Origin of the sequence: Cereibacter sediminicola (genome assembly GCF_007668225.1) — a bacterium.
GTDB classification, from domain to species: domain Bacteria; phylum Pseudomonadota; class Alphaproteobacteria; order Rhodobacterales; family Rhodobacteraceae; genus Cereibacter_A; species Cereibacter_A azotoformans.
The window spans coordinates 1-26,489 of the sequence record NZ_VDEK01000011.1 but is presented as its reverse complement, the minus strand read 5'-3'; the positions used below and the strand labels follow the sequence as shown (position 1 = coordinate 26,489).

Sequence of the window (26,489 nt, the reverse complement as noted above, 5' to 3'; positions counted from 1 at the left end):
CCCCGGAGCCTCGGCTCCGGGGTCTTTTCCTTGGGCCTTTCGGGCACCGACGGCAGGACGGAGCGGCTGCGTCGGACGTCCCTTCCATGAACGGAAACGGCGGCACCCTTCGGTGCCGCCGCCTCTGTCATCCCGCCGTTCTCAGTCCTGCGCCGGAGGAGCCAGGCCCGGAGGCACCCCTCCCGGAGCCAGACCAGAGCCTGCGTCCGGTGGCGTGACCCCACCCGTCGCGGGCGGAGCCAGACCGGGCGGCACGCCCAGCCCGCCCGGCGCCGGCGCGGCAGGTGCCGGGGTCGGAGCGGTGGGCGTCGGGGGCGCGAGGCCCGGCGGCACCCCCAGCCCTCCGGGCGCCGGAGCGGTCGGCGGTGCAAGGCCCGGCGGCACGCCCAGCCCTCCCGGTGCCGGCGCAAGGCCCGGTGGCGTGCCGAGACCACCAGCCCCCGGAGCGGGCAGGCCACCCGGCGCGCCGAGGCCGCCTCCCAGACCGCCACCGAGACCCGGCATCTGCGGCAGCGTGATGGTCACGTTCGATGTGTCCACCGGGGCTCCCTTGTAGTGCATGACCATCTGCGGGAACATGATCACCAGCGCCACCATCACGATCTGTATGCAGACGAACGGCACCGCGCCCCAGTAGATCTGCCCCGTGGTCACCGGCGCCATGCGGGCCTTGGTCACCGGGTCGGTGTAGGTCTGCCGGGGCGCCACCGATCGCAGGTAGAAGAGCGCAAAGCCGAACGGCGGGTGCATGAACGAGGTCTGCATGTTCACGCCGAGGATGATCCCGAACCAGATCAGGTCGATCCCCAGCGCCTCGGCCGCCGGTGCCAGCAGCGGCACGATGATGAAGGCCAGTTCGAAGAAGTCGAGGAAGAAGGCCAGCAGGAACACCAGCACCGAGACCGCGATCAGGAAGCCGGTCTCGCCGCCCGGAAGCGAGGTCAGCAGATGCTCGACCCAGACATGACCGTTCACGCCGTAGAAGGTCAGCGAGAACATCCGTGCGCCGAGCAGGATGAACATGACGAAGGACGAGAGCCGCGTGGTCGAGGCCAGCGCCTGCGTCACGACGCCGAGGTTCAGCCGGCCTTTCACCGCCGCGAGCAGAAGCGCGCCCACCGCGCCCATCGCGCCGCCCTCGGTCGGCGTGGCGATGCCGAGGAAGATGGTGCCAAGCACGAGGAAGATCAGCGCCAGCGGCGGGATCAGCACGATGATCACCTGCTGGGCCAGCCGCGACATGAGCTTGCCGCCCGCCGCCCGGTCGAGGATGGCGGCGATGTAGATCACCACGATCCCGGCCACGGCCCCGAGGATGTCGGCATTCTTGGCGCCGTAGCTCTCGGCCAGCCAGTAGTGGGCGCCGACGGCCACCCCCACCGCCACGACGAGCGCCACGATCAGCGAGGTCACGCCCGAGCCGAGCGTCCGCGCCTCGAGCGGCAGGGCCGGCATGGATTGCGGGCGCAGGATCGACATGACCAGCACATAGCCCATGTAGATGCCGGTCAGGATCATGCCGGGGATCAGCGCCGCCTTGTACATGTCGCCCACCGACCGGCCAAGCTGGTCGGCCAGCACGATCAGCACGAGGCTCGGCGGGATGATCTGCGCCAGCGTCCCCGAGGCGGCGATCACCCCCGAGGCGATGCGCCGGTCATAGCCATAGCGCAGCATGATCGGCAGCGAGATCAGACCCATGGCGATCACGCTGGCCGCAACGACCCCCGTGGTGGCCGCGAGCAGCGCCCCCACGATGATCACGGCATAGGCGAGCCCGCCCCGGATCGGCCCGAAGAGCTGCCCGATCGTGTCGAGCAGATCCTCGGCCATGCCCGATCGCTCGAGCACGATCCCCATGAAGGTGAAGAAGGGAATGGCCAGCAGCGTCTCGTTCGACAGCACCCCCCAGAACCGGTCCGGCATGGTGCCAAGGAGGTTCCAGCCCAGCGTGATCGTCCCTTCCGACAGCGGCGCAAGCTCGACCCCGATGAAGAAGAACAGAAGCCCGTTCGCCGCCAGCGCAAAGGCCACCGGATAGCCCAGCAGCAGGAACATGACGAGCGAGGCGAACATGATCGGCGCCATGTTCACCGCGATGAATTCCATCATTTCTTCACCTCGCCCAGCTTCACGTCGCCGGCCAGCAGTTCGCCCTCGCGCTCGGCCGCCTCATGGGCCGAGACGAAGGGGGTCGGATCCGGGATGATGCCCCGCATCACCGCGATCTTCTTGATGATCTCCGACACGCCCTGAAGCGCGAGAAGGAAGAAGCCGATCAGAAGCAGCGTCTTCGCCGGCCAGATGATCAGGCCGCCCGAGTTGGTCGAGACTTCCCCGATCCTCCAGGACCGCTCGACGTAGGGGCCGAGGTAGATCAGCATCAGGACCACGAAGGGCATCAGGAAGAACAGATGGCCGAACAGGTCGATCCAGTGCTGCACCTTCCGCGAGAAGAGCCCGTAGACGATGTCGATGCGGATGTGCTCGTTCTGCTTCAGCGTGTAGGCCGCCGCAAACAGGAAGGCCGCGCCGAACAGATACCATTGAAGCTCGAGCCAGGCGTTGGACGAGGTGTTCAGGACCTTGCGGACGGTGGCGTTCCCCGCGCTGATGAAGATCGCGATCAGGATCAGCCACGAGACCCCGCGACCGATGAGTTCGTTCATGCGGTCGATAAACCGCGACAGGCCGAGTAGCCCTCCCATGTTCCTCCCTCTCCCGGTCAATGTGGAAAAGTGCCGGCTCCCGCGGCTACCTATGTCGAAGCACCTTCAAGCGTCAATGCGCGGACCGCCCGCAGCCGGGCTTTCCGACCTGCGGAAAGCCGCAGGACCGCGCCGCCCGTCAGCCGCGCCCACGGCTTGGGCAGCGCGGACACCTGCCAGGGCCGCCGACGATTCGGGGCGCGGCGTCTTGGCGCAGGCCGCGCATCTTTCGGGCGCGGTCCATGGACCTATCTGAGAAATTCTGATGCAGATCAAGGCGCCACCCTCACACGAATGGTTAATCAGCGGATGATACAGACGGACAAGACAGCGCAGGAGACGTTCTCCTGCCGGTTTCTTTCCGCTTGGAAGGACGCAGCGACATGCTCGAACTGATGAACAGCCTCGACCCGCGGGCCGCCCTTGCGCTGCACCTTGCGGTCGTTGCGGTGACGGTGGCCGCGATCCTTCTGGTGGCGGGCGCGCTGCGCGAGCCGTCGCGTGACGGATTCGGAACCTATGAAAGCGGGGCGCCCTCGGGCCGGCCGCTGCGCGGGCGTGTCGCCACGCAATATTTCCTGATCGCCGTCTTCTTCATGATCTTCGACGTGGAGGTGGCCGTCCTCTTCGCCTGGGCTGTCTCGGCCCTCGAACTCGGCACCTCCGGGCTGATCGCGGCGACCATCTTCATTCTCGTGCTTCTTGCCGCCCTCGCCTGGCTCTGGATGGAGGGCGCGCTCGAGACCGCGCCGCGGAAGGACCGCGCATGAGCTGGACGATCGGGCGGCCCGGCGCCGAGGCGCCGGAAGACCGCATGGCTGCATCGCACCTGTTCACGCGCCTCGACGATCTCGTGGCCTGGTCGCGCAAGCACAGCCTCTGGCCCTTCAACTTCGGCCTCTCCTGCTGCTATGTCGAGATGGCGACGGCGCTGACCCCGGTCTATGACCAGGCCCGCTTCGGGGCCGAGGTCATCCGCTCGACCCCGCGGCAGGCCGACCTGCTGATCGTGTCGGGCACCGTCTTCCGCAAGATGGCCGTGCCGCTCTACCGTCTCTACCAGCAGATGCGAGAGCCGCGCTGGGTGATCTCGATGGGCGCCTGTGCCAATTCCGGCGGGATGTATGACATCTATTCCGTGGTGCAGGGCGTGGACAGCTTCCTGCCGGTCGATGTCTATGTGCCCGGCTGCCCGCCGCGCCCCGAGGCGCTGATGGAGGCGCTGGTGCTGCTGCAGTCGAAGATCGCGACCGAGGCGCGCCCCCTTCAGATCCGCATGGGCGAGACCGGCCCCGCCCGGCCCTTCGATCCCGTCCCGCGCCGCGACGCGCTGCGCGACGCGCGCATGTCCGTCACCCGTCTGGCCGATCCGGAGTCGACATGAGCTTCGATCAGGTTATTGCGGACGCGCTTCAGGCGCTGCGATCGCGCTTCGGCGCGGACATCCTGTCCGAACAGGCGACCGGCGAGGGTTTTCCCGTCCTGTGGCTGGCCGCCCCGGCCTGGGAGTCCGCCCACCGCTTCCTGCGCGAGGAGATCTCCGCGCCCTTCCCGTTGCTCGCCGACCTCTGGGCGATCGATGAGAGCCAGCGGCAGCACCGCGCGGGTCAGCCCGCCTCGCGGCTCACGCTCTGCTCTCACCTCGTCTCGCTTGAGCGCAACGCCGACCTGCGTCTCAAGCTCGCGACCGACGGGCGCGCGCCCTCGGTGGCCGGCGTCTATGCCAACGCCGACTGGTATGAGCGCGAGGCGCACGACATGTTCGGCCTCGACTTCGGCCGCGAGACGCGCCGCCTGCTGATGCCACCCACATGGGAGGGGCATCCGCTGCTCAAGACCCATTACGCGCGGGCGACCGAGAAGCCGCCCTTCGTGCTGACCGACCGTCTCTTTGAGGCGGAAGAGCGCGCCACCATCACCGATCCCGATCTGCTCGGTCTGCCCGGGCTGCGCGACGGCGAAGAGCTGATGGTTCTCAACTTCGGCCCGCATCACCCCTCCACGCATGGTGTTTTCCGGATTCTGCTCGGGCTGGACGGTGAAGAGGTGGTCTGGGCCTGGCCGGACATCGGCTACCACCACCGCGGCGTCGAGAAGATGGCCGAGCGCCAGACCTGGCACGGCTTCATCCCCTATTGCGACCGGGTGGACTACCTTGGCGGCGTGATCTCGGAACTGCCCTATCTGCTGGCGGTCGAGCGTCTCTGCGGCATCGCGGTGCCGCCCCGCGCGCAGATGATCCGGGTCATGCTCTGCGAATTCTACCGCATCATGAACCACCTGCTGTTCTATGGCACGATGGCGCAGGACGTGGGCGCCATGTCGCCCGTCTTCTACATGTTCACCGACCGCGAGAAGGGGCACGAGATCCTGAACGCCATCACCGGCGCGCGGATGCATCCGGCCTTCTTCCGCATCGGCGGCGTGGCGATGGACCTGCCCAGGGGCTGGGACGCGATGGTGCGCGACTTCCTCGACTGGATGCCGGGTCGGCTCGACGAATATGAACGGATGGTGCTGCGCTCCGAACTCTTCCGCGCGCGCACCGTGGGCGTCGGCGCCTATGACACCGACACCGCCCTGACATGGGGCACCACCGGCCCCGGCCTCCGCGCCACCGGCTGCAACTGGGATCTGCGCAAGCAGCGCCCCTATTGCGGCTATGAGCAGTTCGACTTCGAGGTGCCGCTGGGCCAGCGCGGCGACATCTTCGACCGGACGCGGGTGCGCGCCGACGAGATGAGAGAGTCGTTGAAGATCATCCGCCAATGTCTTGAGAACATGCCGGAAGGTTCGGTGAAGGCCGACCATCCGCTGACCACGCCCCCCCCGCGCGGCGCAATGCAGACGGACATCGAGACCCTGATCGCCCACTTCCTGCAGTCGAGCTGGGGCACCGTCGTGCCCGCGGGCGAGGCCACCGGCCAGATCGAGGGCCACCGCGGGCTCACGCAATATGCCATCGTATCGGATGGCGGCACGCAGAGCTACCGGACGCGGATCCGCACGCCCTCCTTTGCCCATCTCCAGATGATCCCGAAGATCGTGCCCGGCATGACCGTGGCCGACCTCGTGGCCCATATCGCCAGCATTGATTTCGTCATGTCGGACGTTGACCGATGAGCCTCTCGCCCGATCTCCTCGCCCGCATCCGCGCCGCCTCGGACGAGCACGGCGGCCCCCGCGCCGCCATGCTCGAGGCGCTGAAGCTGATCCAGCACGAACACGGCTGGGTCTCGGATGGCCATCTGGCCGAAGCGGCGTCCGCGCTCGGGGTGCACCGCGCGGAAATGGAAGCGCTGGCAAGCTTTTACTCGCTGATCTTCCGCCATCCGGTCGGGAAGACGGTGATCCTGCTCTGCGACGGCGCCTCCTGCTGGCTGAACGGCGCCGAGGAGGTCCGCGAGGAACTCAAGCGCCGCCTCGGCATCGGGTTCGGCGAGACCACGCGCGACGGGCGCTACACGCTTCTGAACGTGGCCTGCCTTGGCGGCTGCGACCGAGCGCCCGCCGCCGTGGTGGGCCGCGACCGGCGCCTCGTGGGCCCGCTCTCGCCCGCGGGCGTCGCGGCGCTGCTGGAGGAGGGATTGTGACCGACCTGCCCCTGACCGGCCGCGCCCGCCCCGACCGCCGCCCGCACACGCTCGCCGAATGGCGCGCCGACGGCGGCTATGAGGCCGTGGAACGCGCGCGGGGCATGTCCCCCTCCGAGATCATCGACATGGTCGAGGCGGCGCATCTGAACGGCCGCGGCGGTGCAGGCTTTCCGGCGGGGCGCAAGTGGCGCTTCATGCCCGAGCGGGGAACCGCGCCCGGTGAAGGCCCAAGCTACCTGATCGTGAACGGCGACGAGATGGAGCCCGGCGCCTTCAAGGACCGCTTCCTGCTCGAGGCCATGCCGCATCAGGTGATCGAAGGCGCGATCATCACGGCCCGCGCCACCCATGCCGACGAAGCGATCGTGCTGATTCGCGACGAATACCGACCCGGCATCGCCGCGGTGGAACACGCCATTCACGAAGCGCGAACCGCGGGCCTTCTGGGCGACCTCACGATCCGCGTCCACCCCTCGGCCGGACGCTACATCGTGGGCGAGGAAACCGCGCTGATCACCGCGCTCGAAGGCCACCGGGCCGTGCCGCGCAAGCGTCCGCCCTTTCCGGCGCAGTCGGGCCTCTGGGGCCGGCCCACCACGGTCAACAACGTCGAGACGATCTCGCTCGTCCCCCACATCCTGTCGCTGGGGCCGCAGCGATTCCGCGCCCTCTCGCGCACCGAGGAAGGCGGCACGAAGCTCTACGGCGTCTCGGGCCGGGTGACGCGCCCGGGCCTCTTCGAGGCGCCGATGGGCACCACCGCGCGCGAGCTGATCGAGCGCGCGGGCGGCGTCTCGGGCGACGGACAGCTCCGGGCCTTCCAGCCCGGCGGCGGCGCCAGCGGCTTCTTTGGCCCGGACCAGCTCGACCTGCCGCTCGACTTCGGCCATGTGGCCAGGGCGGGCTCGATGTTCGGCACGGGCATGCTGATCGTGCTCGACGGCACGGCCTGCCCCGTGGGCTTCCTCGCCCGGCACATGCGCTTTTACGCGCGCGAAAGCTGCGGCTGGTGCACCCCCTGCCGCGAGGGGCTGCCGCTGGTGGCGAAGATCCTCGAGCGCTTCGCCGAAGGCCGGGGCCGCCGCGCGGATCTGGAGCTGTTGCAGATGACCGCCGCCGAGGCCGCACCCCGCGGGCGCAGCTTCTGCGACCTGATGGGGGGCGCGATGGCGCCGCTCGCCTCGGGGCTCAGGATGTTCGCGGCCGAGTTCGAGGCGCGTCTGGCGGAAGGAGAGCGGGCATGAGGATCACCGTCAACGGCCGTCCGCTCGAGGTGGAGGGCACGAAGGACCTGCTCACCACCTGCCTGTCCGCGGGCATCGAGATCCCGCATTTCTGCTGGCACGGCGATCTGGGCTCGGTCGGCGCCTGCCGGCTCTGCGCGGTGCGGGTCCATGACGGCCCCGAGGACGCCGAGGGCCGGATCGAGATGGCCTGCATGACGCCTGTGCGCGAGGGCCAGCGGATCGAGGTCATGGACCCCGAGGCCGAACGGTTCCGCGCCCGGATCATCGAGTGGCTGATGGTGAACCATCCCCACGATTGCGCGGTCTGCGAAGAGGGCGGCGCCTGCCACCTGCAGGACATGGTGGTGGCCTCGGGCCATCACCGCCGCCGGGCCGACGTGCCCAAGCGCACCCACCGCAATCAGGATCACGGGCCCTTCCTCACGCAGGAAATGAACCGCTGCATCGGCTGCTACCGCTGCCTGCGCTTCTACCGCGACTATGCGGGCGGGCGCGATTTCGAGGTGCTGGGCGCTCATGACCGCGTCTGGTTCGGCCGGACCGAGCCCGGCGCGCTCGAGAGCCCCTTTGCGGGCAATCTCGCCGAGGTCTGCCCCACCGGCGTCTTCGACGACCGCTGGTGGTCGCGCCACTATGCCCGGCCCTGGGACATGGCCGAGACGCCTTCGATCTGCGCGAACTGCTCGATCGGCTGCAACATCACCCTCTTCGAGCGCGGCGGCACGCTGCGCAAGGTGCAGAACCGGACGCATAGGGCAATCAACGGCTCGTTCCTCTGCGACCGGGGCCGGTTCGGGGCGCTCGCGGCCGAGGCGGCACGCCCGGCCCATCCGACGCGGAAGGGCGCCGAGATCCTCTGGAGCGATGCCGTCGCGGGCGCCCGCGCCCTCGTCGCGCGTGGGGCTGTCGGGATCGGCTCGCCCCGCGCCTGTCTGGAAACCAACTTCGCGCTGCGCAGGCTGGTGGGCGAGGATCGGTTCTTCGCCGGATGCAGCGCGGCCGAGGCGGCGCTGGTGGCCCGGATGGCGGCGATCCTGCGGCAGGGGCCGGCGGGAGTTGCCTCGATCCGCGACATCGAGCGCGCCGATGCGGTGCTCGTTCTGGGCGAGGATCTGACCGGAACCGCGCCGCGCGCGGCGCTGGCCCTGCGGCAGGCCGCGCGGGGCGCCGAGCGGCGCCTTGCCGCCGAAAAGGGCGTGCCGGAGTGGATGGATGCCGCGGTGCGGGTTGCGGGCGAAGGCCGCCGGTCGCCGGTGGCGCTGGTCACGCCCCTGCCCGACGCGCTCGACGAGGTGGCCCTCTGGCCGCTCCGCCGCACGCCGGCCGAGGTGGGCGCCTTCGGGCAGGCCGTTGCCGCGGCCCTTCGGGGCGAGGAGGCCACTCCCGAGGCGCGCGCGGTGGCCGAGGCGCTGGCCGCGGCCGAGGCGCCCGTGGTGATCGCAGGGGCGGGTCTCGGCCTCGCCGGTCCCGCCGAAGCCGCCGCCGCGGTGGCCGCGGCGCTGGGGTCCCGCGCCCGGATCGCGCTCTTCCCGCCCGAGGCGGGCAGTCTTGGCCTTGCCCTTCTGGGCGGCACAGGGCTCGAACGGGCGGTGGCCGAGCTTGAAGCCGATCCGCGGCCCGTCATCCTGCTCGACGCCTCGCTGCCTGACCGCGCCCCGGCCGAGATCGTCGAGCGGCTGATGGCGGCCGCGACCGAGGTGATGCTGCTCGACTGGCTCGAGGGTCCGCTCGGGGCGCGGGCGGACCTCATGCTGCCGGTCACGGCGCCGGCCGAGACGTCGGGCACCTACATCAACCACGAGGGGCGCGCGCAACGGTTCTTCACCGGCCGTCCGTCGGATCTGGTGCCGGCCTGGAGGCTCCTCGCGCCGCTGTGCGGGGCCACCGAGACGACGCTCGACGAGATCCTCACCGCGCTGGCGCACGATTGCCCGGACCTTGCCGTGGTGCGAGAGGCGGCCCCCGGGGCCGAGGCCGCGCCGGTCGCGCGCCTGCCCGCGCGCGCCTCGGGGCGCACCGCCTTCGATCTCGCAGGACGTGTGCCGGAAGGTCAGCCGCGCATTGATGCGGACTCCGCGCTCGCCTGGTCGATGGAGGGCGCACAGGGGCTCGATGCCCCTCCGGCGCTGCGCACCCGTGCGGAGCGGCCGGGGCTCCACTCGGCCAGCAGCGCCTGGGTCGGCACCGAAGGCGTGGGCGGGCCGGTGCGGGGCGGCGATCCGGGCGTGGCGCTGCTCGTGCCGGGCAGCACCGGGCCGGGCACGCCGCTCGAGGACCTGCCGGGCGAGGGCTTCCGCACCCTGCCCCTCCACGATCCCTTTGCGGCGACGGCCGCCGACCGCGCAAGCCCGCCGCTTGCCGAACGCGCGCCGGGTCCGCGGCTTGTGCTGCACCCGGAGGATGCGGCGGCACTCGGCGCGGCCGAGGGCGTGCGCCTGCTGGTGGATGGCCTGCCCGCACCGGCGCCGCTGGCGCTGGACCCGGCGGTGCCGAGGGGGCATGTGGCGCTCTCGGGCGCGCGGGGGCATGCCCACTTCGTCACGCTGGAGATGGCGCCATGACCGCACGTTCCACGCATCCGTTGCAAGGGCGCGGGCCGACCGCAACCCTCGGCCAATACAGCACGCCCTCGCGCCACCAGCCCCTCGCGGCGGAGGACCGGACATGAGCGTTCTGCTGCTCCTCCTGTTCTCGGCCATCCTGCTGATGGGGCTGCTCGGCGCGGCGGGCGTCTTCACCTGGGGCGAGCGGCGCCTTCTGGGGTTCCTGCAGGAACGGCTGGGGCCCGACCGGGTCGGGCCCTTCGGCTTCCTGCAGTGGGTGGCCGACACGGTGAAGCTGATCACGAAGGAGGACGCGCCGCCCGCCGGGGCCGACCTCGCGGCCTACCGGCTCGCCCCCGCCCTTGCGGCCCTGCCGATGCTGGCCGCCTTCGGCGTGGTGGCCTTCGGCCCCGGCCTTGTCATCTCGGATCTCGATGTGGGCGTGCTCTTCGTGATGGGGATGCTGGCCCTGACCGTCTGGGCGCTGGTGCTGGGCGCCTGGGGCTCGCGCAACCGCTATGCGATGCTGGGCGGCCTCAGGGCCGCGGCGCAGATGCTGGCCTACGAAAGCTTTCTCGGCCTGTCGCTCATGGGCTGCGTGCTGCTCGCGGGCAGCTTCCGCATGGGCGACATCGTGGCGGCGCAGGAGGGCGGGCTCTGGTTCATCCTGCTCCAGCCGCTCGGCGCCGGGCTCTTCTTCATCGCGGGCCTTGCGGCGGCTCACCGCCTGCCCTTCGACCTTCAGGAATCCGAGCAGGACCTCGTGGCGGGCTTCATGACCGAATATTCGGGGATGAGCTTCGCGCTCTTCTTCCTCGGCGAATATATCGCGATCCTGCTGGTGGCGGCGCTCTTCACCACGCTCTTCCTCGGCGGCTGGGCGGGGCCGATCCTGCCGGGGCCGATCTGGTTCGGGCTGAAGGTGGCGGCGATCGCGGTGATCTTCGTCTGGCTGCGCGCCGCCCTGCCGCGCCCGCGCTACGACCAGCTCATCGCCTTCGCATGGAAGGTCGCGCTGCCGCTGGCGCTGCTGAACCTTCTGCTGACGGCCTGGATCGCCGTGGGGAGGAGCGCATGAAGGGTATCCTCGACAGCATCCTTCGGGTAGGGCGCATGGTCTTCGCGCCCACGAAGACCGTGGAATATCCCGAGGTCAAGCTGCCGCTCGCGCCCCGCACCCGCGGCCGGATCGTGCTGACGCGCGACCCCGACGGGCAGGAACGTTGCGTGGCCTGCAACCTCTGCGCCGCCGCCTGCCCGGTCGATTGCATCGACGTGGTCAAGGCCGAGACGCCGGACGGCCGCTGGTATCCCGAGAGTTTCCGCATCAACTTCGCCCGCTGCATCTTCTGCGGCTACTGCGAGGAGGCGTGCCCGACTTCGGCCATCCAGCTCACGCCGGATGTCGAGCTGGCCGATTACCGGCGCGGTTTCCTGCAGTACGAGAAGGAGGACCTGCTCATTTCCGGTGAGGGCAAGCACCCCGGCTACCGCTACTGGGACGTGGCGGGCAAGGCCATCGCAGACAAGGACAGCGATCCCGTCGATCCGAAGGATCTGTGCCCATGAGCAACCTCGCAGCCATCTGGTGCGCCTCGGTGGCGCTGGCCTGCGCGATCCTCGCGGTGACGCGGCCCTCGGTCGTGCATGCGCTGATCTGGCTGGTGGCGGCGCTCCTGTCGCTGGCGGGCTGCTTCTTCGCGGTGGGAGCGGGCTTTGCCGGCGCCGTCCAGATCCTGATCTACGCCGGAGCCATCGTCGCGGTCTTCGTCTTCGTCGTGATGACGGCCGACGCCTCGCCCGAGGCGCTGGCGCGCGAGCGGGCGCGGCTGGCGCAGGGCTGGCGCCGCCCGGCCGCGGCGGTCGGGCTTGTAGCGCTGCCGCTTGCGCTCGGCCTGCTGGCCGGGGGCACCTCACCCGCCGCCGCCCCGGACAGCGGCCTGAGCCTCGGCGCCATCCTCTTCGGTCCCTGGGCGGTCGCGGTCGAGGTCGCCTCGGGCCTCCTGCTCGCGGCGCTGATGGGCGCGCGCCATCTCGGACGGCGGAGGGAGGAGCCATGAGCGGCGCGACCTTCCTGATCCTCCTCGCGCTGTCAGGCGGCATCTTCGCCACGGGCTTCTTCGGCCTGATGGCGCGGCGCGCGATCCTGTTCCAGCTCATCTCGCTCGAGATGATGCTGGCGGGCCCGGCGCTGGCCTTCCTCGCCGGCGGGGCCTTTCACGGCAGCCAGCAGGGTCAGGCAATGTTCGTCTTCATCATCATCCTCGCGGCCGCCGAGGTGGCGCTGGGGCTTGCGCTCTATCTGGCGCTGCGCCGCGGCGCGGATGTCGAGGACAGCGACACGATCACGGGGTTGAAGCACTGACATGCTGAGCCCCTATCTTCTCCTGCTGCTCGTGCCGGCGCCGCCGCTGGCCGTCTTCCTGATCCTCGGCCTCGATCCGTTCTTCCTGCGCCGCAAGGCCGTGCAGGCGCTGGCGCTGCTGGGGGGCATCGCGCCCTTCTTTGCCATGCTGCCGTTGCTGGGCCTGTGCCTGGGCACGGAATGCTACGGCGTCATGCCGATCTTCACGCTGGTCTTCGGCCAGTCCGAGGTGGCGCTGGCGCTGCTGCTCGATCCAATGAGCACGCTGGTGGGCCTGACGGTCGCGGCGGTCGGCGCGCTGGTGATTACCTATGCCATCGACTACATGTCGGACGCGCGCATCGCCGACCTGCGCCGCTTCTTCGCGCTGATGAACCTGTTCCTCGCCGCCATGCTGACGATGGTGCTGGCGGGCGACACGATCACCTTCTTCTTCGGCTGGGAACTGATGGGGCTCTGCTCCTTCTTCCTCATCGCCTACAACACCAGCCTGCCGCAGGCGGTGGCCGCGGGCCGCAAGGCCTTCATCATCACCCGCTTTGCCGACGCCTTCCTGCTCGCGGGACTGCTTCTGCTGTTCCTCGAGGCCAATTCGGTGCGGCTCGACGTGCTGATCCCGGCCGGGACGATGATGACCGAAGAGCGCCATGTCGTGATCGCGCTCCTGCTGCTTGCGGGCGCGCTCGGCAAGTCGGCGCAGGTGCCGTTCCACACATGGCTGCCCTCGGCGATGGCGGGGCCGACGCCGGTCTCGGCGCTGCTGCATTCGGCCACGATGGTGGCCGCGGGCGCCTTCATGCTGGCGCGCTTCTCGCCCATCGTCATGTCCGAGCCGGCGGTGCAGACCATCGCGGCCATCTTCGGCGCGGGAACGGCGGCCTTCGGTGCGCTGTCGGCGATCTTCCAGACCGACGTGAAGCGGCTTCTGGCCTATTCCTCGATCAGCCAGATCGGCTTCATGGTGCTGGCGATCGGACTGGGCGCGCCCGAGGTGGCGATCGCGCATTTCGTCGTGCATGCGATGTTCAAGTCGCTCCTGTTCCTTGCGGCGGGCGACATCACCCACGGGTCCGACCTCGGCACCAGCCTGCAGGCGATGCGCGGGGCGCTGCGGCGCCGACCGATCAGCTTCCTTGCCTACGTAGCGGGCGCGGCCTCGCTGGCGGGCCTGCCCATCGTCACCGCCGGCTGGTGGTCCAAGGAGGCCATCCTCGCCACGGCCTGGGAGGGCGGCGCCTTCGGGATCGCGATCTGGGTGCTGGCGCTGCTGACGGCGACCTGCACCGCCATCTACGCCTTCCGCCCGGTCTTCGAGGCGCTCCAGCCCGAGCCCGCCCACATCAGCCACGCCCGGCGGGGCCATCCGGTCGCGCTCGACCTGCATTACCGCCCGCGCTGGGGCAGCGGCTTCATCACGCTGCCGCTCGTGCTGCTCGCGGCGGGGTCGCTGCTCGGCGGGATCATCGTGGGGCCGATCATCCGCTTCCTCGGGGCCGAGGCGCCGCATCCCGCGCATCTGCCCGAGCTTGTTGCCGCCGCGGCGCCCTTCGTCGGCATGGCCGGGGCCGCTGCCATCACCTTCGTCCCCGCCCTCGCCGCGGCCGTGGCAGGCGCGCGCGACATGCGCCGGCCCACCCGGCTCGACCGCAAGTTCCAGCGCTGGGTGATCGAGCCCTACGTCCGGCTCGTCCGCTTCCTCGCGGGCAACCGCATCGGCGCGCGGGCCGAGGCCGAGCTTGAGTTGCGCCACGTCCAGATCGTGCGCTGGCTGAGCCGGGGCGCGCGGATGGACGGGATCTATCAGGCGCTCTTCGTGCGGCCCTTCGTCAACATCGTCCGGTGGCTGAACGGCCATCGCGGCGGCACGGTGGACCCGGTGGGGACATTTCCGGTCAGCCTCGCGCTTCAGGGCACGCAGGCGCTGGTGGAGCGGCTGGCGCATGACCGGTTCGACCGGTTCTGGATGCGTCTGGCCAACCGGCTGGTGCGGCTCTGGGTGCTGGTCTGCGCCATCCAGACCGGGCGGAGCCGGGATTATGCGCTCGGCGCGGCCCTCGGGACGGCCGCCCTTCTCGTGATTGCATGGGGTACGACATGGAACTGACCGCGCTCATCCTGCTGCCGTTCTTCGGCGGGATCGCCGCGCTCTTCGCCGGGCGCTGGGGACGGGACGCCGAGCGCTGGGTGGCGATCGCGGCCCTGGGGCTCGCGCTCCTGATCCTGATCTCGAGCTTCTTCTCGGACGGAGACGGCCGCTGGATCGCGATCGAGCGCTACGACTGGGCACCCTCTCTGGGACTGCAGGTGATCCTGGCCATGGACGGGCTCTCGGGCGCGCTGCTGGTCGTGTCGCTGGCCCTGGGGATCGTCTCGGTCATCGTCTCCTGGAAGATCACCGAATATTCGGGCCTTCTGAACGCGGCGCTCCTCTGGACGGTGGCGGCCTCCAACGGCGTGTTCCTGTCGTTCGACCTCCTCGTCTTCGCCTTCTTCTGGGAGCTGATGCTGGTCCCCTCGTTCCTGCTGATCTCGGTCTGGGGCCACGGCGACCGCGAGGCGGCTGCGCTGAAGTTCCTCGTCTTCAACGCGGTCGCGGGGCTCGGGCTGCTGGCGGCGGTCTTCTATCTGGGGGCCACCGGCGAGACGGTGACCTTCGACGCCTTCGAGGTGGCCGAGCGTCAGATCCCGCATGGCGTGCAGGTTCTGCTGCTGCTGGGCTTTGCGGCCGCCTTCCTCGTGAAGCTGCCGGTGCCGCCGTTGCATGCGTGGCTGCCGGATGCGCACACGCAGGCGCCCACGGCGGGCTCGATCCTGCTTGCGGGTCTTCTGCTCAAGACCGGGGCCTACGGGCTGTTCCGCTTCCCGCCGATGCTCTTCCCCGAGGGGTTCGCCACGCTCGCCCCCTTCGGGCTTGCGCTCGGCGCCTTCGGCTCGATCTACGGGGCGCTCCTGGCCTGCGGGCAGACCGACGCCAAGCGGCTGGTGGCCTACACCTCGGTCGCGCACATGAGCATCGTGCTGATGGGGATCTGCGGCGGGGTCTATTTCTCGCTGATGGGCGCGGGGGTCGAGATGGTGGCCCATGCCTTCTCGGCCTCGGCGCTGTTCCTGCTGATCGGCGCGCTCTATGACCGGACCGGCACGCGCGACCTGCGCGAGCTGGGCGGGCTGCAGCAGAACGCGCCCCGCTTTGCCGCGGCCTTCGCGGTCTTCTTCTCGGCCGCGCTCGCCATGCCGGGCACGGCGAACTTCCTTGGCGAGGCGCTGGTCATCACCGGCATGTTCCAGGTGAACTGGATCTTCGCCTCGATCACGCTGATCTCGCTGGTGGTCTCGGTCGTCTATGCGACGCGGCTGTTCAAGCGGGTGGTGTTCGGCAAGTCGCGCCGGACCGAGGCGCTCGAGGATCTGACGCTGCGCGAGATGGGGCCGATCGTGCTGCTGGCGGTGGCGACGCTGCTGTTCGGGATGCTGCCGCAACTCCTGATGGGTGCGCTCGAAGGCGCGGTCGAGGCGGCCCTTGTCCCGGTGACGGTCCCCTGATGCCCAGCTTTGCCGCCCTTCTGCCCGTGATCCTGCTTGGCGCCGGAGCGGTGACGGCGATGCTCGCCGCGCCGCGCCTGCCGGGGCTGGCGCGCTGGATCGCGGGCCTCGCGCTCGTCGCGGCGAGTGTCGCCCTTGCCCTGCGGCTCGGCGCGCCCGACGGCCTGTCCGTGCTGCTGGCCGATGACCGCATGTCCCGGCTGACGGGGCTTGTCGTCTGTCTCTCGGCCCTCGGCAGCCTCGCCTTCCTGCGCCCCGAAGGGCCCTCGAAGGAAGGGCCCGCCCTGCTCCTTCTCGCCACGCTCGGAGGCGTGGTGCTGACCGGGGCGGTCCATGCGGCGAGCCTGTTCCTCGGGCTCGAGCTGATCACGCTCGCGCTCGTGGCGCTCTTCGTCCTGCCGCTCGACCGGGCGGCGCTCGAGGCGGGCTACAAGTTCCTCATCCTCGGCGCGGCGGCGGCCGCGACCCTGCTGATGGGGCTCGCGCTTGGCCATGCCGCGACCGGGTCGCTCGCGCTGGAGGCGCTGGGGCGCCCCGAGGCGTTGCTCACCTTCGCCGCGGCACTGCTTCTGGCCGGGCTCGCCTTCAAGCTCGCGCTCGCGCCGTTCCACATGTGGACGCCCGACGCCTTCACCGGCGCGCCGGGGGCGGCTGCGGCCTTCGCGGGTGCAGCCTCCAAGGTGGCGGTGGTCACGGCCCTTGTCCGCCTCGACGCGGTGGGGCTGCCGCAGGTCTGGGCGCTGGGGCTCGGCACCTTCGCGGGCATCTCGATCCTGCTTGGCAACCTCGCGGCGCTTCGCCAGGACGGGGTGGCGCGGATGCTCGGCTATTCCTCGGTGGGCCATGCGGGCTACATCGCGGCCGCGCTCGCCACCGGGGCGGCCTCGGCCCCGGCGGCGGCCCTCTTCTACATCGTCACCTATGCGCCGGCCCTGCTGGCCGCGCTCTGCGTGGCCGCGCTGATCGGGCGCGAGACGCGGATTGCCGACCTGCGCGGGATCGTGTGGCGGCGTCCGCTGGCGGGTGCGGCCATGACGGCCGCGCTGGTCTCGCTGGCGGGCCTGCCGATCTCGGCCGGCTTCTTCGGGAAATACGTGATCATCACCGCCCTGATCGAGGGCCGGGCCTGGGGCCTTCTGACGCTCGCCATCGCCGGGTCGGCGCTCGGCGCCTACTACTACCTGCGCTTCGTGGCCCTGATCTTCCGCCGCGCACCCGACCCGGCCGATCCGACCCTCCGCTGGCCCGAGAGGATGCTTCTTGGCACCGCCACGGCCATCATCCTGATCCTGGGGATCCGGCCCGACCTGCTGCTCGACCCGATCGGGGTGGCACTGCGCTGAAAGACGGCCGGCAGGAACCGTGGACGGGCGCCGCTCATTGGAGAGGGGACTTCAGGAGAGCCCCTTGCCATGAACGAGCACCGCCCCATCCTCCGGCCCGGCGAAACCTGCTGGCGGATCGAGCGCGCGGACCGTCTGGCCGTGATCATCGACGCGGCCGACTATTTCGCCCGCGTCAAGCAGGCGATCCTAGAGGCGAAGCACTCGGTCATCATGGTCGCCTGGGATTTCGACGCGCGCATCCGGCTCGACCCGAGGGGACCGCGCGGCAAGGCGCCCGACACGCTGGGCCGGTTCCTGAACTGGGTGGTCCGCCACCGGCCCGAGCTGGAGATCCGCGTGCTGAAATGGGATCTCGGCACGGTCAAGGCGCTCGGGCGCGGATCGACGCCCCTCTTCGTGCTCAACTGGCTCAGCGACAAGCGGATGCATTTCCGGCTCGACGGCGCCCACCCGCTTGCCTCGGTGCATCACCAGAAGATCGTCGTGATCGACGATGTGCTGGCCTTCTGCGGCGGGATCGACATGACCGCCGACCGGTGGGACACGCGGGACCATCTCGACCAGGAGCCGCGCCGCCGCCGGCCCACCACGCGGCGCCACTATGGCCCCTGGCATGACGTGACGACGGCGGTGAACGGCCCCGCGGCGGCGGCGCTGGGCGAGATCACGCGCAACCGCTGGGAACAGGCCACGGGCGAGCGGCTCGAGCCGCCCCCGGCCTGCGAGACCCGCTGGCTCGACGGGCTCGAGCCGCTGCTGGAAGGGGCCGAGGTCGGCATCTCGCGCACGCTGCCCGACTATGGCGAGCGGCCGGGCGTGCACGAGATCGAGAAGCTCTACCTCGAGATCATCGGCCGCGCCGAGCGCACGCTTTACATCGAAAGCCAGTATTTCGCCGCACGCCGCATCGCCGAGGCCATCGCCGCGCGCCTGCGCGAGGAGGACGGGCCGGAGATCGTGATCGTCAATCCGCTGACCGCGAACGGCTGGCTCGAAGAGACGGTGATGGGCGCCTCGCGCGCCAAGCTGCTGGGCATGATCGCCGAGGCCGACCGCTACGACCGCTTCCGCATCTACCACCCGGTGACGGTTCAGGGCCAGCCGATCTATGTCCATGCCAAGGTGCTGGCGATGGACGAGAGGTTGCTCAAGGTCGGGTCGTCGAACCTCAACAACCGGTCGATGGGTTTTGACACGGAATGCGACCTGTCGGTGGAGGCGGCGGCCGGAGAGATCGGGCTGCAGGAGCGGATCGCCGCCCTGCGCGACGATCTGATCGCCGAGCATCTGGGCGTTCCGCGCGAGACCTTTCAGGCGGTGCTGAGGGCCAAGGGCTCTCTGATCGCCGCCATCGAATCGCTGCGGGGGCCGGGCCGGTCGCTCCGCCCCTTCGAACCGCCGGAGCTGGGGGCGATCGGGGGCAACCTGATCGCCGACAACGAGATGCTCGACCCCGAGCGCGTCTCGCGATTCTGGCGGGGGCGCAGCGGCTGGACCCGTTTGCGGAGAGCCACATGACCCGGCAGGACTTCGACCGCGAGATCCGCAGGCTGGATTCGCTCGCGCGGCTTCTTGACGCGCGGTTCCGGCTCTTCGGCATCCGCTTCGGCTGGGACGGGATCGCGAGCATCGTGCCGGGTCTGGGCGACGCGGTCACTCTTGTTCCCGGCGCCTGGCTGATCTGGCGCGCCCGGCAACTGGGTGTGCCCACCCCGGTCATCCTGCGCATGGCGGCGAACACGGGAATCGATTTCGTCGGCGGCAGCGTCCCGGTGCTGGGCACCATCTTCGACGTGGCCTTCAAGTCGAACCTGCGCAACATGGCGCTCCTGCGCCGCCATCTCGAGGAACAGGGGCGCGGTCCCCGCCCCTCCTGACGCTCAGTCGGCGCCGCCGGCCGCCGGCACCTCGGGCGCCAGCGAGGCGTAATAGGTCGCGAGCGCCGCGATCTGCTCATCGCTCAACCGGCGCGCCGCCTCGGACATCAGCTCCGCGCGCGGGCCGCCGCCGCGCAGTCCCTCGCGCCACAGGATGAGTTGCGTCTCAAGATAGCCGCGATACTGGCCGGCGAGCGAGGGCGTGTCGGCGCGCCGCCGCTCGGCCTGTGGTCCGTGGCAGGACTGGCAGGCCGGAATGTCGCGTCGGCGGTCGAGGGCGAACGCCAGCCTGTGGCCTTCTTCGACCGGATCTTCCGGCGCCCCTGCCGCGCCCGAGCCGGCGGCCTTCCCCGCCGCATCGCCTTCGGTCGCGCCCGGCTGCGCTGACGACCGGCCGAACCGTCGCGCCAGCGGGCGCAGCGTCTCGGCGGGCACGGCGCTGGCCGCGTGGCGCATGTAGCCGCTCTGGCGGCGCCCGTCGCGGTAGGTCAGCAAGGCCATCTCGAGGTAATCGGGCGTCTGGATATCCAGCCTCGGGATCTGCTCGTTGCCCGAGATGCCGTCGATGCCGTGGCAGCCCGCGCAATAGCCAAAGCCCGGTGGGCCCTCGGCCGTGGCCGGACCCACGAGGGCGGCATATTGCTCGGCCCTCATGCCCCGCACGCGGGTGAGGAAGGCCACGACCGCCCAGACCTCGTCGTTGCGGGCCGAGGGCCAGCCGGGCATGCCCGACATCTTCACCCCCTCGCGGACGATCCAGCCCAGCTCGTTCGGACGCCAGCCTCGCACCGCCTGGGCGATGGGCGGCGGCGCGGGCAGCATCGCGCGCACGGTCGCCCCCTGACGCACCCCCGGCGCGCCATGGCAGACGCGACAGGCGGAATCGTAGTGGCGCGCACCAAGGCGCGCCATCGCATCGGTGAGGTCGGGCACGTCCTCGGGCGGAGGGGCGTGCCGCTCGACCGAAGTGCGGAAGGTCGTGTGCAGCACCCACGAGATGCCCGGCCAGTGCCCCTTGCGGGCCGACGTGTCGAAGAGCCCGAGGAAAACGACCGCCGAGCCCGCGAGGGCCGCCAGCACGGCCAGGCCGCCAAGAAGCGGAAGCGGCCTCATGCAAGACTCTCCACCCAACGGGCCATCATCGGCAGGTCCCCGAGAAGAGCGCGGGAAGCGCGGTATAGACCGTGCCCACAAATGCGACGATCGCGAGCAGGAAGGCCGCGTGGCCGAGAAACTCGTGCCGGTCCTCGCTGTTGCCGCCCGCATGGGCGTAATCGTAGTCGTCGAGGAAATCCCACTGCCGCCAGGCGCTGATCCCCACGAGGACGATGCCCGCCAGCGCCACCAGCGTCAGCAGGGCAATCCCCCAGCGCAAGAGGTGAACCTGCGCCTCCGCACCGGGGAACCTGGCGCAGAAGACGGCCGCCGCCGCGTAGCAGGTCACGAAATGCACGGCCCAGATGGTGGGCGCGAAGGTGATCTTCCAGAGGCTGGCGCGTTCCTCCGAGAACTCCTTCTCCTGCGAGATCTTCGGCTCGTCGCTCATGCCGGTCCCTCACCCGAGCAGTCGCGGAACGGCCGCGATCATCACAACGGTGACAAGCACCGTCAGCCCCAGGAAGTGCCAGAACAGGGCCGAGTTCCACAAAGGCGCGTCATGGCGCGGCGTGATCCGGCCGAACACCAGACCGGCGAGCCCGTAGAGCTGGAACAGGAGGCCCGCGATCAGATGGGCGGCGGTCCAGACCACCAGAACCCACATGCTGGCCGGATAGACATGCGAGGTCGGCTCGAGCCCGGCCACCCACGGCGCGCCGATCAGGGCCGCGCCCGTCCCCAACGTGAAGAGAGGTGCCGCCACGAGACAGGCGCGTGCAAGGCCGGTGCGACGGCGGCGGTTCGCCTCGCGTGCGGCCAGCGTCAGGGCCCAGGCGGCAAGGCCAAGCCCCAGCGCGACCAGCCCCAGCCGCCAGTCGGCGTGCGCCGCGCCCGCGGGTGGATAGTCGGCGCTGGCTGTCCAGTAGAAGAACACCCCGAAGACGAGGCTCGCAAAGGCCGTGCTGTCGCCCAGCATGGTGATCCAGACCGCCCACCAGCCGACCGCCCCGGAGCCCGAGACATAGATCGGCAGGCTCAGGCCCAGGCCCACGTCGGCCATCTCCTTCTCGGGGATCTCGGCCGTCCCGGTCCAGAGCCACCAGAGCACCATGGCCACCGCAAGCGCCGCGCTGACGATCGCGGGGCCGTACCAGGAGAAGGTCGGGAAGATGAAGGCGCCGCCGGTGAAGAGCGCGGCCCAGAGCGTCTTCCAGGTCGGCCCGCCGATCCGCAAGAGCTGAAGCGGGCGCCCGTCGATCACCGACGTCACCAGCGTCTCGCGCTGCATCGTCTCGGCGTCGGGCAGGTAGAAGCGGCCCGCATCCATCCGCTCGACCAGCTTCGGCTGCTGCCAGATCGGGTAGCGCGTCTCGACATGAGGGATGGAGCGCACGCCCCAGCTCTCGTTCTCAAGATCATGCGACCATTCGAGCGTCCCAGCCCCCCAGGGATTCCGTTCGGCGATCTTCGTCCGCTTGAGGCGCAGCAGGTCCACCACGAAGACGAGGAGGCCCGCCGCCATCACGAAGGCGCCCACCGTCGAGATGAGGTTCAGCCAGTCCCAGCCCACATGTCCCGGGTAGGTGAAGACCCGCCGCGGCATCCCCTTCAGCCCGGTCAGGTGCATGGGCAGGAAGGTCACGTTGAAGCCGGTGAACAGCAGCCAGAAGGACCAGCGCCCCAGCCGCTCGGACAGGGCCTTCCTGGTGATGACGGGATAGAAGTAATAGACCCCCGCAATGATCGGAAAGACCATGCCGCCAAAGAGCGTGTAATGCAGGTGGGCCACGATGAAATAGGTGTCGTGCACCTGCCAGTCGAAGGGGGCGATGGCCACCATGACGCCGGTGAGCCCGCCGGCCGTGAAGACGGCAAGCCCGCCCGCGATCCAGAGCATCGGCAGGATCATCGTCACCCGGCCCACCATCAGCGTCGCCACGAAGGCAAAGAGCTGGATCCCGGTCGGGATCACCACCGCCTCGGAGGCGGCCGAGAAGAACCCCAGCGACAGGGCGGGCAGGCCGGTGGTGAACATGTGATGCACCCACAGGCCGAAGCTGAGAAAGCCCGTCCCCACCGCCGAGAGCACGATCCAGGAGTAGCCCACGATGGGCTGGCGCGCCGCGGTCGGCACGATCATGGCCGCCAGCGCGATCGAGGGCAGGAAGATGATATAGACCTCGGGGTGGCCGAAGATCCAGAACAGGTGCTGCCAGAGCAGCGGATCGCCCCCCCGCTCGGGGTCGAAGAAGGGCCAGTCGAAGCCGCGCTCCATCTCGAACAGCAGGTCGCCCGCGATCAGCGGCGGGAAGGCAAAGAGGATCATGCCCCCCACCACCAGCACATACCAGGCATAAAGCGGCATGAGGTTGACCCGCATCCCCGGCGGGCGGCATTTCAGCACGCCCACGATCAGTTCGACCGCGGCGGCGATCGAGGCCACCTCGATGAAGGACAGCCCCAGCAGCCAGATGTCCGAGCCCAGCCCCTCGTCCTGCGTGGCCAGCGGCGGATACATGAACCAGCCCGACTTCGGCGCCGCGTCGAAGAGGATCGAGCCCATCACGAAGACGCCGCCGATCAGGAAGCACCAGTAGCCATAGGCCGAGAGCCGCGGGAACGGCAGGTCGCGCGCGCCAAGCAGCGCGGGCAGCAGGATGATCGAGATCGCCTCGAACATCGGCACGGCAAAGAGAAACATCATCGCCGAGCCGTGCATGGTGAAGAACTGGTTGAACCGGTCGGCCGAGAGGAAGTCGTTGTCCGGCACCGCGAGTTGCACCCGCATCAGCAGCGCAAGCACCCCGGCGCAGAGCATGAAGGCCAGCGCGGTCAGCGCGTACCACACGCCCACCTCGCTGTTGTTCACGTCCGACAGGTAGCGCCAGCCCTTCGGCGAGGCCCAGACCTTGCGCAACCTATCGGCCTGCGCCTTGGCCAGGGCAGCAGGCACGGGTTCGGAGAGCATCGCCTCGGTCGGCGGGAACGGTCCCTCGGGCAGCGGCGCGTCGCTGGCGTGGGACCGCGTCATTCCAGCGACTCCAGCCAGCCGGCAAGCCGGTCCAGATCTGTCTTCGACAGATGTGCGAAGGCCGGCATCTGCGCCTCGGGCTTGATCGCGCCCGCGTTGGCGATCCAGGAGACCAGCGCCGCGCGCTCCATCGGCAGGATGCCCGCGGCGAGGCTGGTGCGGCCGCCGAAATGGGTGAGATCGGGGCCGACGGCCCCGGCGGCCGGGGTGCCGCGGATCGTGTGGCAGGCGCCGCACCCCTCGCGGAAGAAAATGGCGCGGCCTTCGCCCTCCTCCGGCCGGGCCGGCGCCGCCTCGGCCTCGAGCCAGCGGGCGAAGTCGCCCTCGTCCAGCACGACCGCATTCAGCGCCATCAGCGCGTGCGAGGCGCCGCAGAACTCGGCGCACTGGCCCCGGTAGGTGCCGGGCGTCACCGGCTCGAGCGACATGCGCGTGGTCCGCCCCGGGATCATGTCGGTCTTGCCACCGAGACCCGGCACCCAGAAGGAATGGATGACGCGCCCGGCCCGCAGCTCGATCTCGGTGCGCCGGCCGGCCGGAAGCCGCAGCTCGTTGGCCGAGATCACCGGCCCCGCCGCGCCGTCGGGCAGATACTCGACCCGCCACCACCATTCCTCGCCGGTGATGCGCACCCGCAGCCCCTCGCCCGGCGCCCGCTGGTCGGGCATGATCGAAAGCCCCCAGGCCAGCAGCGCGGTCAGCACCACCACCGGCAGCAGGATGCCGCCGCCGATGATGACCGCCTCGGCCAGCTTGCGCGACATGCGCCCGGTGCGGCGGCGCGTGACATGGAAGAAGAGCCCGTTCAGCGAGAGCCAGAGGATCACGGCGCCCACCAGCATCACGGCGAAGAGCCGGTTCAGCTCGATTGCGTCGGCGCCGCCGGCCGAAAAGACCGACTGGGGCCCATGACAGCCGCCCGCTCCGCACAGGATCAGAAGACCGACCGCCGCCCGGTGTCCGTGACGCATCCCGCTTCCCCGGCGCCGTCCCCGCCACGCCCTGCCGTGCGGTGCCATCACGGCTCGGGCGGGGAAACGTGCGTCGGGGGCGGATCGTTCCCCGGCTCGCCCGGCTCGATCATCCGCCGCCGCCGGAGCCAGCGCGCCACCATCAGGCAGCCGAGCGCCCAGGCCGCGCCGCCCGTCCAGCCCGCCAGCACGTCCGTCGGCCAGTGGACGCCCAGATAGACCCGACTCAGGCCGATCATCACCGTGAGGAGGATCGCCACGCCGAGGATATGGGCCTTGACCCGGAGGAGCGGCTGCGTGCGGGCCAGCACGGCCGCCAGCGTGAGGTAGGTGACGGCGGCCATCATCGCGTGCCCCGACGGGAAGCTGGCGGTGTAGATGACCGTCTCGTGCGGCACGAGGTCGGGGCGCGGGCGGTCGAACAGGCGCTTGGCGCCAAAGCTCAGCAGCTGGCCGCTGCCGGTGGCGATCAGGACGAACCACATGGTCCGCCACCGCCCGCCCAGACCCAGGAAGCCCGCAACGGCAAGGGTGACGAACCCGAGGATCCCCACACCCCCGAGCGCCGTCACGTCGCGGGCCAGTTCCTCGAACCACGCCGGCCCCAGCGGATCGCCCGGATCCGCCGGATTGCGCATGAGCAGGAGGAGCGTCTCGTCAAAGGCATGAGCCTTTCCGCCCGAGGCAAGTTCGGCAAGCTCGGCAAAGGCCCACCCAAGCGCGAACACCGCCAGCAGCAGGGTGACCGTTCGCCGCTCGATCCAGGCGCCGAACCGACCGAGGCGTGCGCGCGCCGCGCGTGTTCTTCTTCTCGTCATGGCGGGTCAAGTCGCCGCTTGCGCGCCGGTTCCCGACGGCCGCACCCGAAGCACGCGAGGCGTTGCGCCAACGGCGCACCCCGTCCCGGACCGCGTGCTCAGCGGCCGCGTCTCAGGTCGAGAATCAAGCGGACGGCGCCACGGCCGTGCGCGGCAGATTGCCGCGCACCCGTCGTGCGGTATCGTTAGCGCCGAAGGCTCGCGTTCAAGTTGCGAAGTTCCGCCAACTGGCCCTCGGTCGTGCTGGTGATACCTTCCGTAAGGTCATGCAGCTTCTGGACCTGGGCCAGCGCGAACTGCGCCTCGTCCTCGTCAAGCTCACGATCCTCGCGGCAGAAGAAGCCGAGCGTGCGGGCGGACGCCTCGCCCACCGAAACGACGAGACCGTAACGCAGGCCGAATTCGGCAGCTTTCTCCATGACTCCGGCCTCATCCGTGCCAGCCAGATCGCTCCAGCGACAGATGCCGGGATGCTCGAGCCCCCACCGCACGGTGGGGTCCACGAAGATCAAGGCCTTGTCGGCGTAGAGGTTGATCCACTCGCGCGGGTAGGTCTGGTAGAGAAGCGTCGGATTCGCAAATCGTATCCTGACCCCGATGGCAAAGTGCCAATCGGAGTGAGCGGCCACATCATTCAGAAGTTCGCGCACGCGAAGAACGTTCACAATGCTTTGTATCGGCCTGCAGGTTGTGTATCAGAAAGAGGCACGGCATCATGCCGCGCGACTGCTACTTTACGGTCTGTCGGATTACAATGGAACAGCACAAGCTTATGCATCTGTCGGATATGAAGGGAGCGTTCCTGCAGATCGCACAAGCGGGATTCTATGTCGCACTCAGATTGGGATTCTACTCTCCCGAAGACGAGCTGAACACCTTTCCCGATCAATTTGTCGAACTCTACACCGCACGCGGCCTCGCCCTTCAGGATCCGCTGATGCGCTGGACCTTCACCAACCACGGCGCCCTGCGCTGGAGCGCGATCGACCTGCCCGACCCGCTGGGCGTCATGGCCCGCTACAGGCAGTATGGAATGCGCTACGGCGCCACCATCTGCCTCGTCGGACGGGGCGCTGTGCCCAAGAAGAGCTTCGGCATCTTCGCGCGGGCCGACCGCGAGTTCACCGATGCCGAGATCATCGACCTGCGCGAGCTTCTGACCGCGCTGCATGTCAATGAGCCCCAGACCCTGACCGAGAGCCAGGTCGAGGTGCTCCGCATGCTCTCGACGGGGATGCGCTACAAGCAGATGGCCTACGCGCTCGGCATCTCGGAAAGCGCGGTCAAGGCCTGAACTGGCCCCCGTTTCGACCGGACACTTGGGCATAACCATGGAGGCTCAGGTC

Annotated in this window: 24 protein-coding genes; 16 read left to right on the top strand and 8 right to left on the bottom strand. The window is 69.8% G+C overall.

Annotation, left to right across the window (positions count from 1 at the left end; genetic code table 11):
- Window positions 1-141: 141 nt before the first annotated feature.
- Complete coding sequence (locus FG154_RS09495; RefSeq protein ID WP_145106997.1) at window positions 142-2,112, bottom strand: TRAP transporter large permease; 1,971 nt, start codon at window positions 2,110-2,112, stop codon at window positions 142-144.
- A complete protein-coding gene (locus tag FG154_RS09490) occupies window positions 2,109-2,708 on the bottom strand; it encodes a TRAP transporter small permease subunit (protein ID WP_145106995.1) in 600 nt (199 codons plus the stop codon). The genes FG154_RS09495 and FG154_RS09490 overlap by 4 nt, the downstream gene beginning before the upstream one ends.
- Before the next feature lie 383 nt (window positions 2,709-3,091).
- Between FG154_RS09490 and FG154_RS09485 the strand changes: the two genes are divergently transcribed.
- From FG154_RS09485 to FG154_RS09415, 15 genes are all read left to right on the top strand, one after another.
- Window positions 3,092-3,478 (top strand): NADH-quinone oxidoreductase subunit A, encoded by a 387-nt coding sequence (locus FG154_RS09485; RefSeq protein ID WP_011908711.1) that lies wholly within the window; start codon window positions 3,092-3,094, stop codon window positions 3,476-3,478.
- Window positions 3,475-4,092, top strand: a complete 618-nt coding sequence (locus FG154_RS09480) for an NADH-quinone oxidoreductase subunit B (protein WP_145106992.1) — start codon at window positions 3,475-3,477, stop codon at window positions 4,090-4,092. The genes FG154_RS09485 and FG154_RS09480 overlap by 4 nt, the downstream gene beginning before the upstream one ends.
- Window positions 4,089-5,831, top strand: a complete 1,743-nt coding sequence (gene nuoC / locus FG154_RS09475) for an NADH-quinone oxidoreductase subunit C/D (protein ID WP_145106989.1) — start codon at window positions 4,089-4,091, stop codon at window positions 5,829-5,831. Before FG154_RS09480 ends, nuoC begins: the two co-directional genes overlap by 4 nt.
- On the top strand, window positions 5,828-6,301 hold the full coding sequence (gene nuoE / locus FG154_RS09470) for an NADH-quinone oxidoreductase subunit NuoE (RefSeq protein ID WP_011908714.1): 474 nt from the start codon (window positions 5,828-5,830) through the stop codon (window positions 6,299-6,301). The genes nuoC and nuoE overlap by 4 nt, the downstream gene beginning before the upstream one ends.
- Complete coding sequence (locus FG154_RS09465; protein ID WP_145106986.1) at window positions 6,298-7,548, top strand: complex I 51 kDa subunit family protein; 1,251 nt, start codon at window positions 6,298-6,300, stop codon at window positions 7,546-7,548. Before nuoE ends, FG154_RS09465 begins: the two co-directional genes overlap by 4 nt.
- Window positions 7,545-10,112: an NADH-quinone oxidoreductase subunit NuoG gene (gene nuoG, locus FG154_RS09460; RefSeq protein WP_145106983.1), complete on the top strand. Its 2,568-nt coding sequence runs from the start codon at window positions 7,545-7,547 to the stop codon at window positions 10,110-10,112. The genes FG154_RS09465 and nuoG overlap by 4 nt, the downstream gene beginning before the upstream one ends.
- Before the next feature lie 103 nt (window positions 10,113-10,215).
- Entirely contained in the window at window positions 10,216-11,172 is a 957-nt protein-coding gene (nuoH, locus tag FG154_RS09455; protein WP_145106981.1) for an NADH-quinone oxidoreductase subunit NuoH, read from the top strand.
- On the top strand, window positions 11,169-11,663 hold the full coding sequence (gene nuoI / locus FG154_RS09450; protein ID WP_145106978.1) for an NADH-quinone oxidoreductase subunit NuoI: 495 nt from the start codon (window positions 11,169-11,171) through the stop codon (window positions 11,661-11,663). The genes nuoH and nuoI overlap by 4 nt, the downstream gene beginning before the upstream one ends.
- A complete protein-coding gene (locus tag FG154_RS09445) occupies window positions 11,660-12,154 on the top strand; it encodes an NADH-quinone oxidoreductase subunit J family protein (protein ID WP_145106975.1) in 495 nt (164 codons plus the stop codon). The genes nuoI and FG154_RS09445 overlap by 4 nt, the downstream gene beginning before the upstream one ends.
- Complete coding sequence (gene nuoK, locus FG154_RS09440; RefSeq protein WP_145106972.1) at window positions 12,151-12,459, top strand: NADH-quinone oxidoreductase subunit NuoK; 309 nt, start codon at window positions 12,151-12,153, stop codon at window positions 12,457-12,459. Before FG154_RS09445 ends, nuoK begins: the two co-directional genes overlap by 4 nt.
- Before the next feature lies 1 nt (window position 12,460).
- Entirely contained in the window at window positions 12,461-14,563 is a 2,103-nt protein-coding gene (locus FG154_RS09435; protein WP_145106970.1) for an NADH-quinone oxidoreductase subunit 5 family protein, read from the top strand.
- Window positions 14,554-16,002 (top strand): complex I subunit 4 family protein, encoded by a 1,449-nt coding sequence (locus FG154_RS09430; RefSeq protein ID WP_186312324.1) that lies wholly within the window; start codon window positions 14,554-14,556, stop codon window positions 16,000-16,002. The genes FG154_RS09435 and FG154_RS09430 overlap by 10 nt, the downstream gene beginning before the upstream one ends.
- On the top strand, window positions 16,002-17,345 hold the full coding sequence (locus FG154_RS09425) for an NADH-quinone oxidoreductase subunit N (protein WP_145106965.1): 1,344 nt from the start codon (window positions 16,002-16,004) through the stop codon (window positions 17,343-17,345). Before FG154_RS09430 ends, FG154_RS09425 begins: the two co-directional genes overlap by 1 nt.
- Window positions 17,346-17,414: 69 nt before the next feature.
- Window positions 17,415-18,866 carry a phospholipase D-like domain-containing protein gene (locus FG154_RS09420; RefSeq protein WP_145106962.1) on the top strand — a complete coding sequence of 484 codons (1,452 nt, stop codon included), beginning with the start codon at window positions 17,415-17,417 and terminating at the stop codon, window positions 18,864-18,866.
- Window positions 18,863-19,225, top strand: coding sequence for a DUF4112 domain-containing protein (locus tag FG154_RS09415; protein WP_145106959.1), 363 nt, complete (start codon window positions 18,863-18,865; stop codon window positions 19,223-19,225). Before FG154_RS09420 ends, FG154_RS09415 begins: the two co-directional genes overlap by 4 nt.
- Before the next feature lie 3 nt (window positions 19,226-19,228).
- Here the strand turns inward: FG154_RS09415 and FG154_RS09410 are convergent, their stop codons facing one another.
- The 6 genes from FG154_RS09410 to FG154_RS09385 form a co-directional block, all read right to left on the bottom strand.
- Entirely contained in the window at window positions 19,229-20,338 is a 1,110-nt protein-coding gene (locus tag FG154_RS09410) for a c-type cytochrome (RefSeq protein ID WP_145106956.1), read from the bottom strand.
- Window positions 20,339-20,363: 25 nt separating this feature from the next.
- A complete protein-coding gene (locus tag FG154_RS09405) occupies window positions 20,364-20,771 on the bottom strand; it encodes a hypothetical protein (RefSeq protein ID WP_145106954.1) in 408 nt (135 codons plus the stop codon).
- A 9-nt stretch (window positions 20,772-20,780) separates the two neighbouring features.
- Window positions 20,781-23,354 carry a cytochrome c oxidase subunit I gene (gene ctaD / locus FG154_RS09400; protein WP_145106951.1) on the bottom strand — a complete coding sequence of 858 codons (2,574 nt, stop codon included), beginning with the start codon at window positions 23,352-23,354 and terminating at the stop codon, window positions 20,781-20,783.
- The gene (locus FG154_RS09395) at window positions 23,351-24,325 is read right to left on the bottom strand and encodes a cytochrome c oxidase subunit II (RefSeq protein WP_145106949.1); all 975 of its coding nucleotides are present in this window, start codon (window positions 24,323-24,325) and stop codon (window positions 23,351-23,353) included. Before FG154_RS09395 ends, ctaD begins: the two co-directional genes overlap by 4 nt.
- Before the next feature lie 47 nt (window positions 24,326-24,372).
- A complete protein-coding gene (locus FG154_RS09390; protein WP_145106946.1) occupies window positions 24,373-25,143 on the bottom strand; it encodes a phosphatase PAP2 family protein in 771 nt (256 codons plus the stop codon).
- A 185-nt stretch (window positions 25,144-25,328) separates the two neighbouring features.
- Window positions 25,329-25,808, bottom strand: a complete 480-nt coding sequence (locus tag FG154_RS09385; RefSeq protein ID WP_246100197.1) for an autoinducer binding domain-containing protein — start codon at window positions 25,806-25,808, stop codon at window positions 25,329-25,331.
- Between the two features lie 176 nt (window positions 25,809-25,984).
- Here FG154_RS09385 and FG154_RS09380 point away from each other — a divergent pair, with 176 nt between their 5' ends.
- Entirely contained in the window at window positions 25,985-26,437 is a 453-nt protein-coding gene (locus FG154_RS09380; RefSeq protein WP_246100195.1) for an autoinducer binding domain-containing protein, read from the top strand.
- The last annotated feature ends 52 nt before the right edge of the window (window positions 26,438-26,489 follow it).

Coding starts and splice junctions, on each gene's coding strand:
- nuoH (WP_145106981.1), top strand. CDS start 10,216: ATGAGCGTTCTGCTGCTCCTCCTGTTCTCGGCCATCCTGCTGATGGGG.
- FG154_RS09435 (WP_145106970.1), top strand. CDS start 12,461: ATGCTGAGCCCCTATCTTCTCCTGCTGCTCGTGCCGGCGCCGCCGCTG.
- FG154_RS09390 (WP_145106946.1), bottom strand. CDS start 25,143: ATGACGAGAAGAAGAACACGCGCGGCGCGCGCACGCCTCGGTCGGTTC.
- FG154_RS09425 (WP_145106965.1), top strand. CDS start 16,002: ATGCCCAGCTTTGCCGCCCTTCTGCCCGTGATCCTGCTTGGCGCCGGA.
- FG154_RS09445 (WP_145106975.1), top strand. CDS start 11,660: ATGAGCAACCTCGCAGCCATCTGGTGCGCCTCGGTGGCGCTGGCCTGC.
- FG154_RS09480 (WP_145106992.1), top strand. CDS start 3,475: ATGAGCTGGACGATCGGGCGGCCCGGCGCCGAGGCGCCGGAAGACCGC.
- nuoI (WP_145106978.1), top strand. CDS start 11,169: ATGAAGGGTATCCTCGACAGCATCCTTCGGGTAGGGCGCATGGTCTTC.
- FG154_RS09485 (WP_011908711.1), top strand. CDS start 3,092: ATGCTCGAACTGATGAACAGCCTCGACCCGCGGGCCGCCCTTGCGCTG.
- FG154_RS09405 (WP_145106954.1), bottom strand. CDS start 20,771: ATGAGCGACGAGCCGAAGATCTCGCAGGAGAAGGAGTTCTCGGAGGAA.
- FG154_RS09420 (WP_145106962.1), top strand. CDS start 17,415: ATGAACGAGCACCGCCCCATCCTCCGGCCCGGCGAAACCTGCTGGCGG.
- nuoG (WP_145106983.1), top strand. CDS start 7,545: ATGAGGATCACCGTCAACGGCCGTCCGCTCGAGGTGGAGGGCACGAAG.
- nuoC (WP_145106989.1), top strand. CDS start 4,089: ATGAGCTTCGATCAGGTTATTGCGGACGCGCTTCAGGCGCTGCGATCG.
- nuoE (WP_011908714.1), top strand. CDS start 5,828: ATGAGCCTCTCGCCCGATCTCCTCGCCCGCATCCGCGCCGCCTCGGAC.
- FG154_RS09415 (WP_145106959.1), top strand. CDS start 18,863: ATGACCCGGCAGGACTTCGACCGCGAGATCCGCAGGCTGGATTCGCTC.
- FG154_RS09430 (WP_186312324.1), top strand. CDS start 14,554: ATGGAACTGACCGCGCTCATCCTGCTGCCGTTCTTCGGCGGGATCGCC.
- FG154_RS09490 (WP_145106995.1), bottom strand. CDS start 2,708: ATGGGAGGGCTACTCGGCCTGTCGCGGTTTATCGACCGCATGAACGAA.
- FG154_RS09395 (WP_145106949.1), bottom strand. CDS start 24,325: ATGCGTCACGGACACCGGGCGGCGGTCGGTCTTCTGATCCTGTGCGGA.
- FG154_RS09410 (WP_145106956.1), bottom strand. CDS start 20,338: ATGAGGCCGCTTCCGCTTCTTGGCGGCCTGGCCGTGCTGGCGGCCCTC.
- ctaD (WP_145106951.1), bottom strand. CDS start 23,354: ATGACGCGGTCCCACGCCAGCGACGCGCCGCTGCCCGAGGGACCGTTC.
- nuoK (WP_145106972.1), top strand. CDS start 12,151: ATGAGCGGCGCGACCTTCCTGATCCTCCTCGCGCTGTCAGGCGGCATC.
- FG154_RS09495 (WP_145106997.1), bottom strand. CDS start 2,112: ATGATGGAATTCATCGCGGTGAACATGGCGCCGATCATGTTCGCCTCG.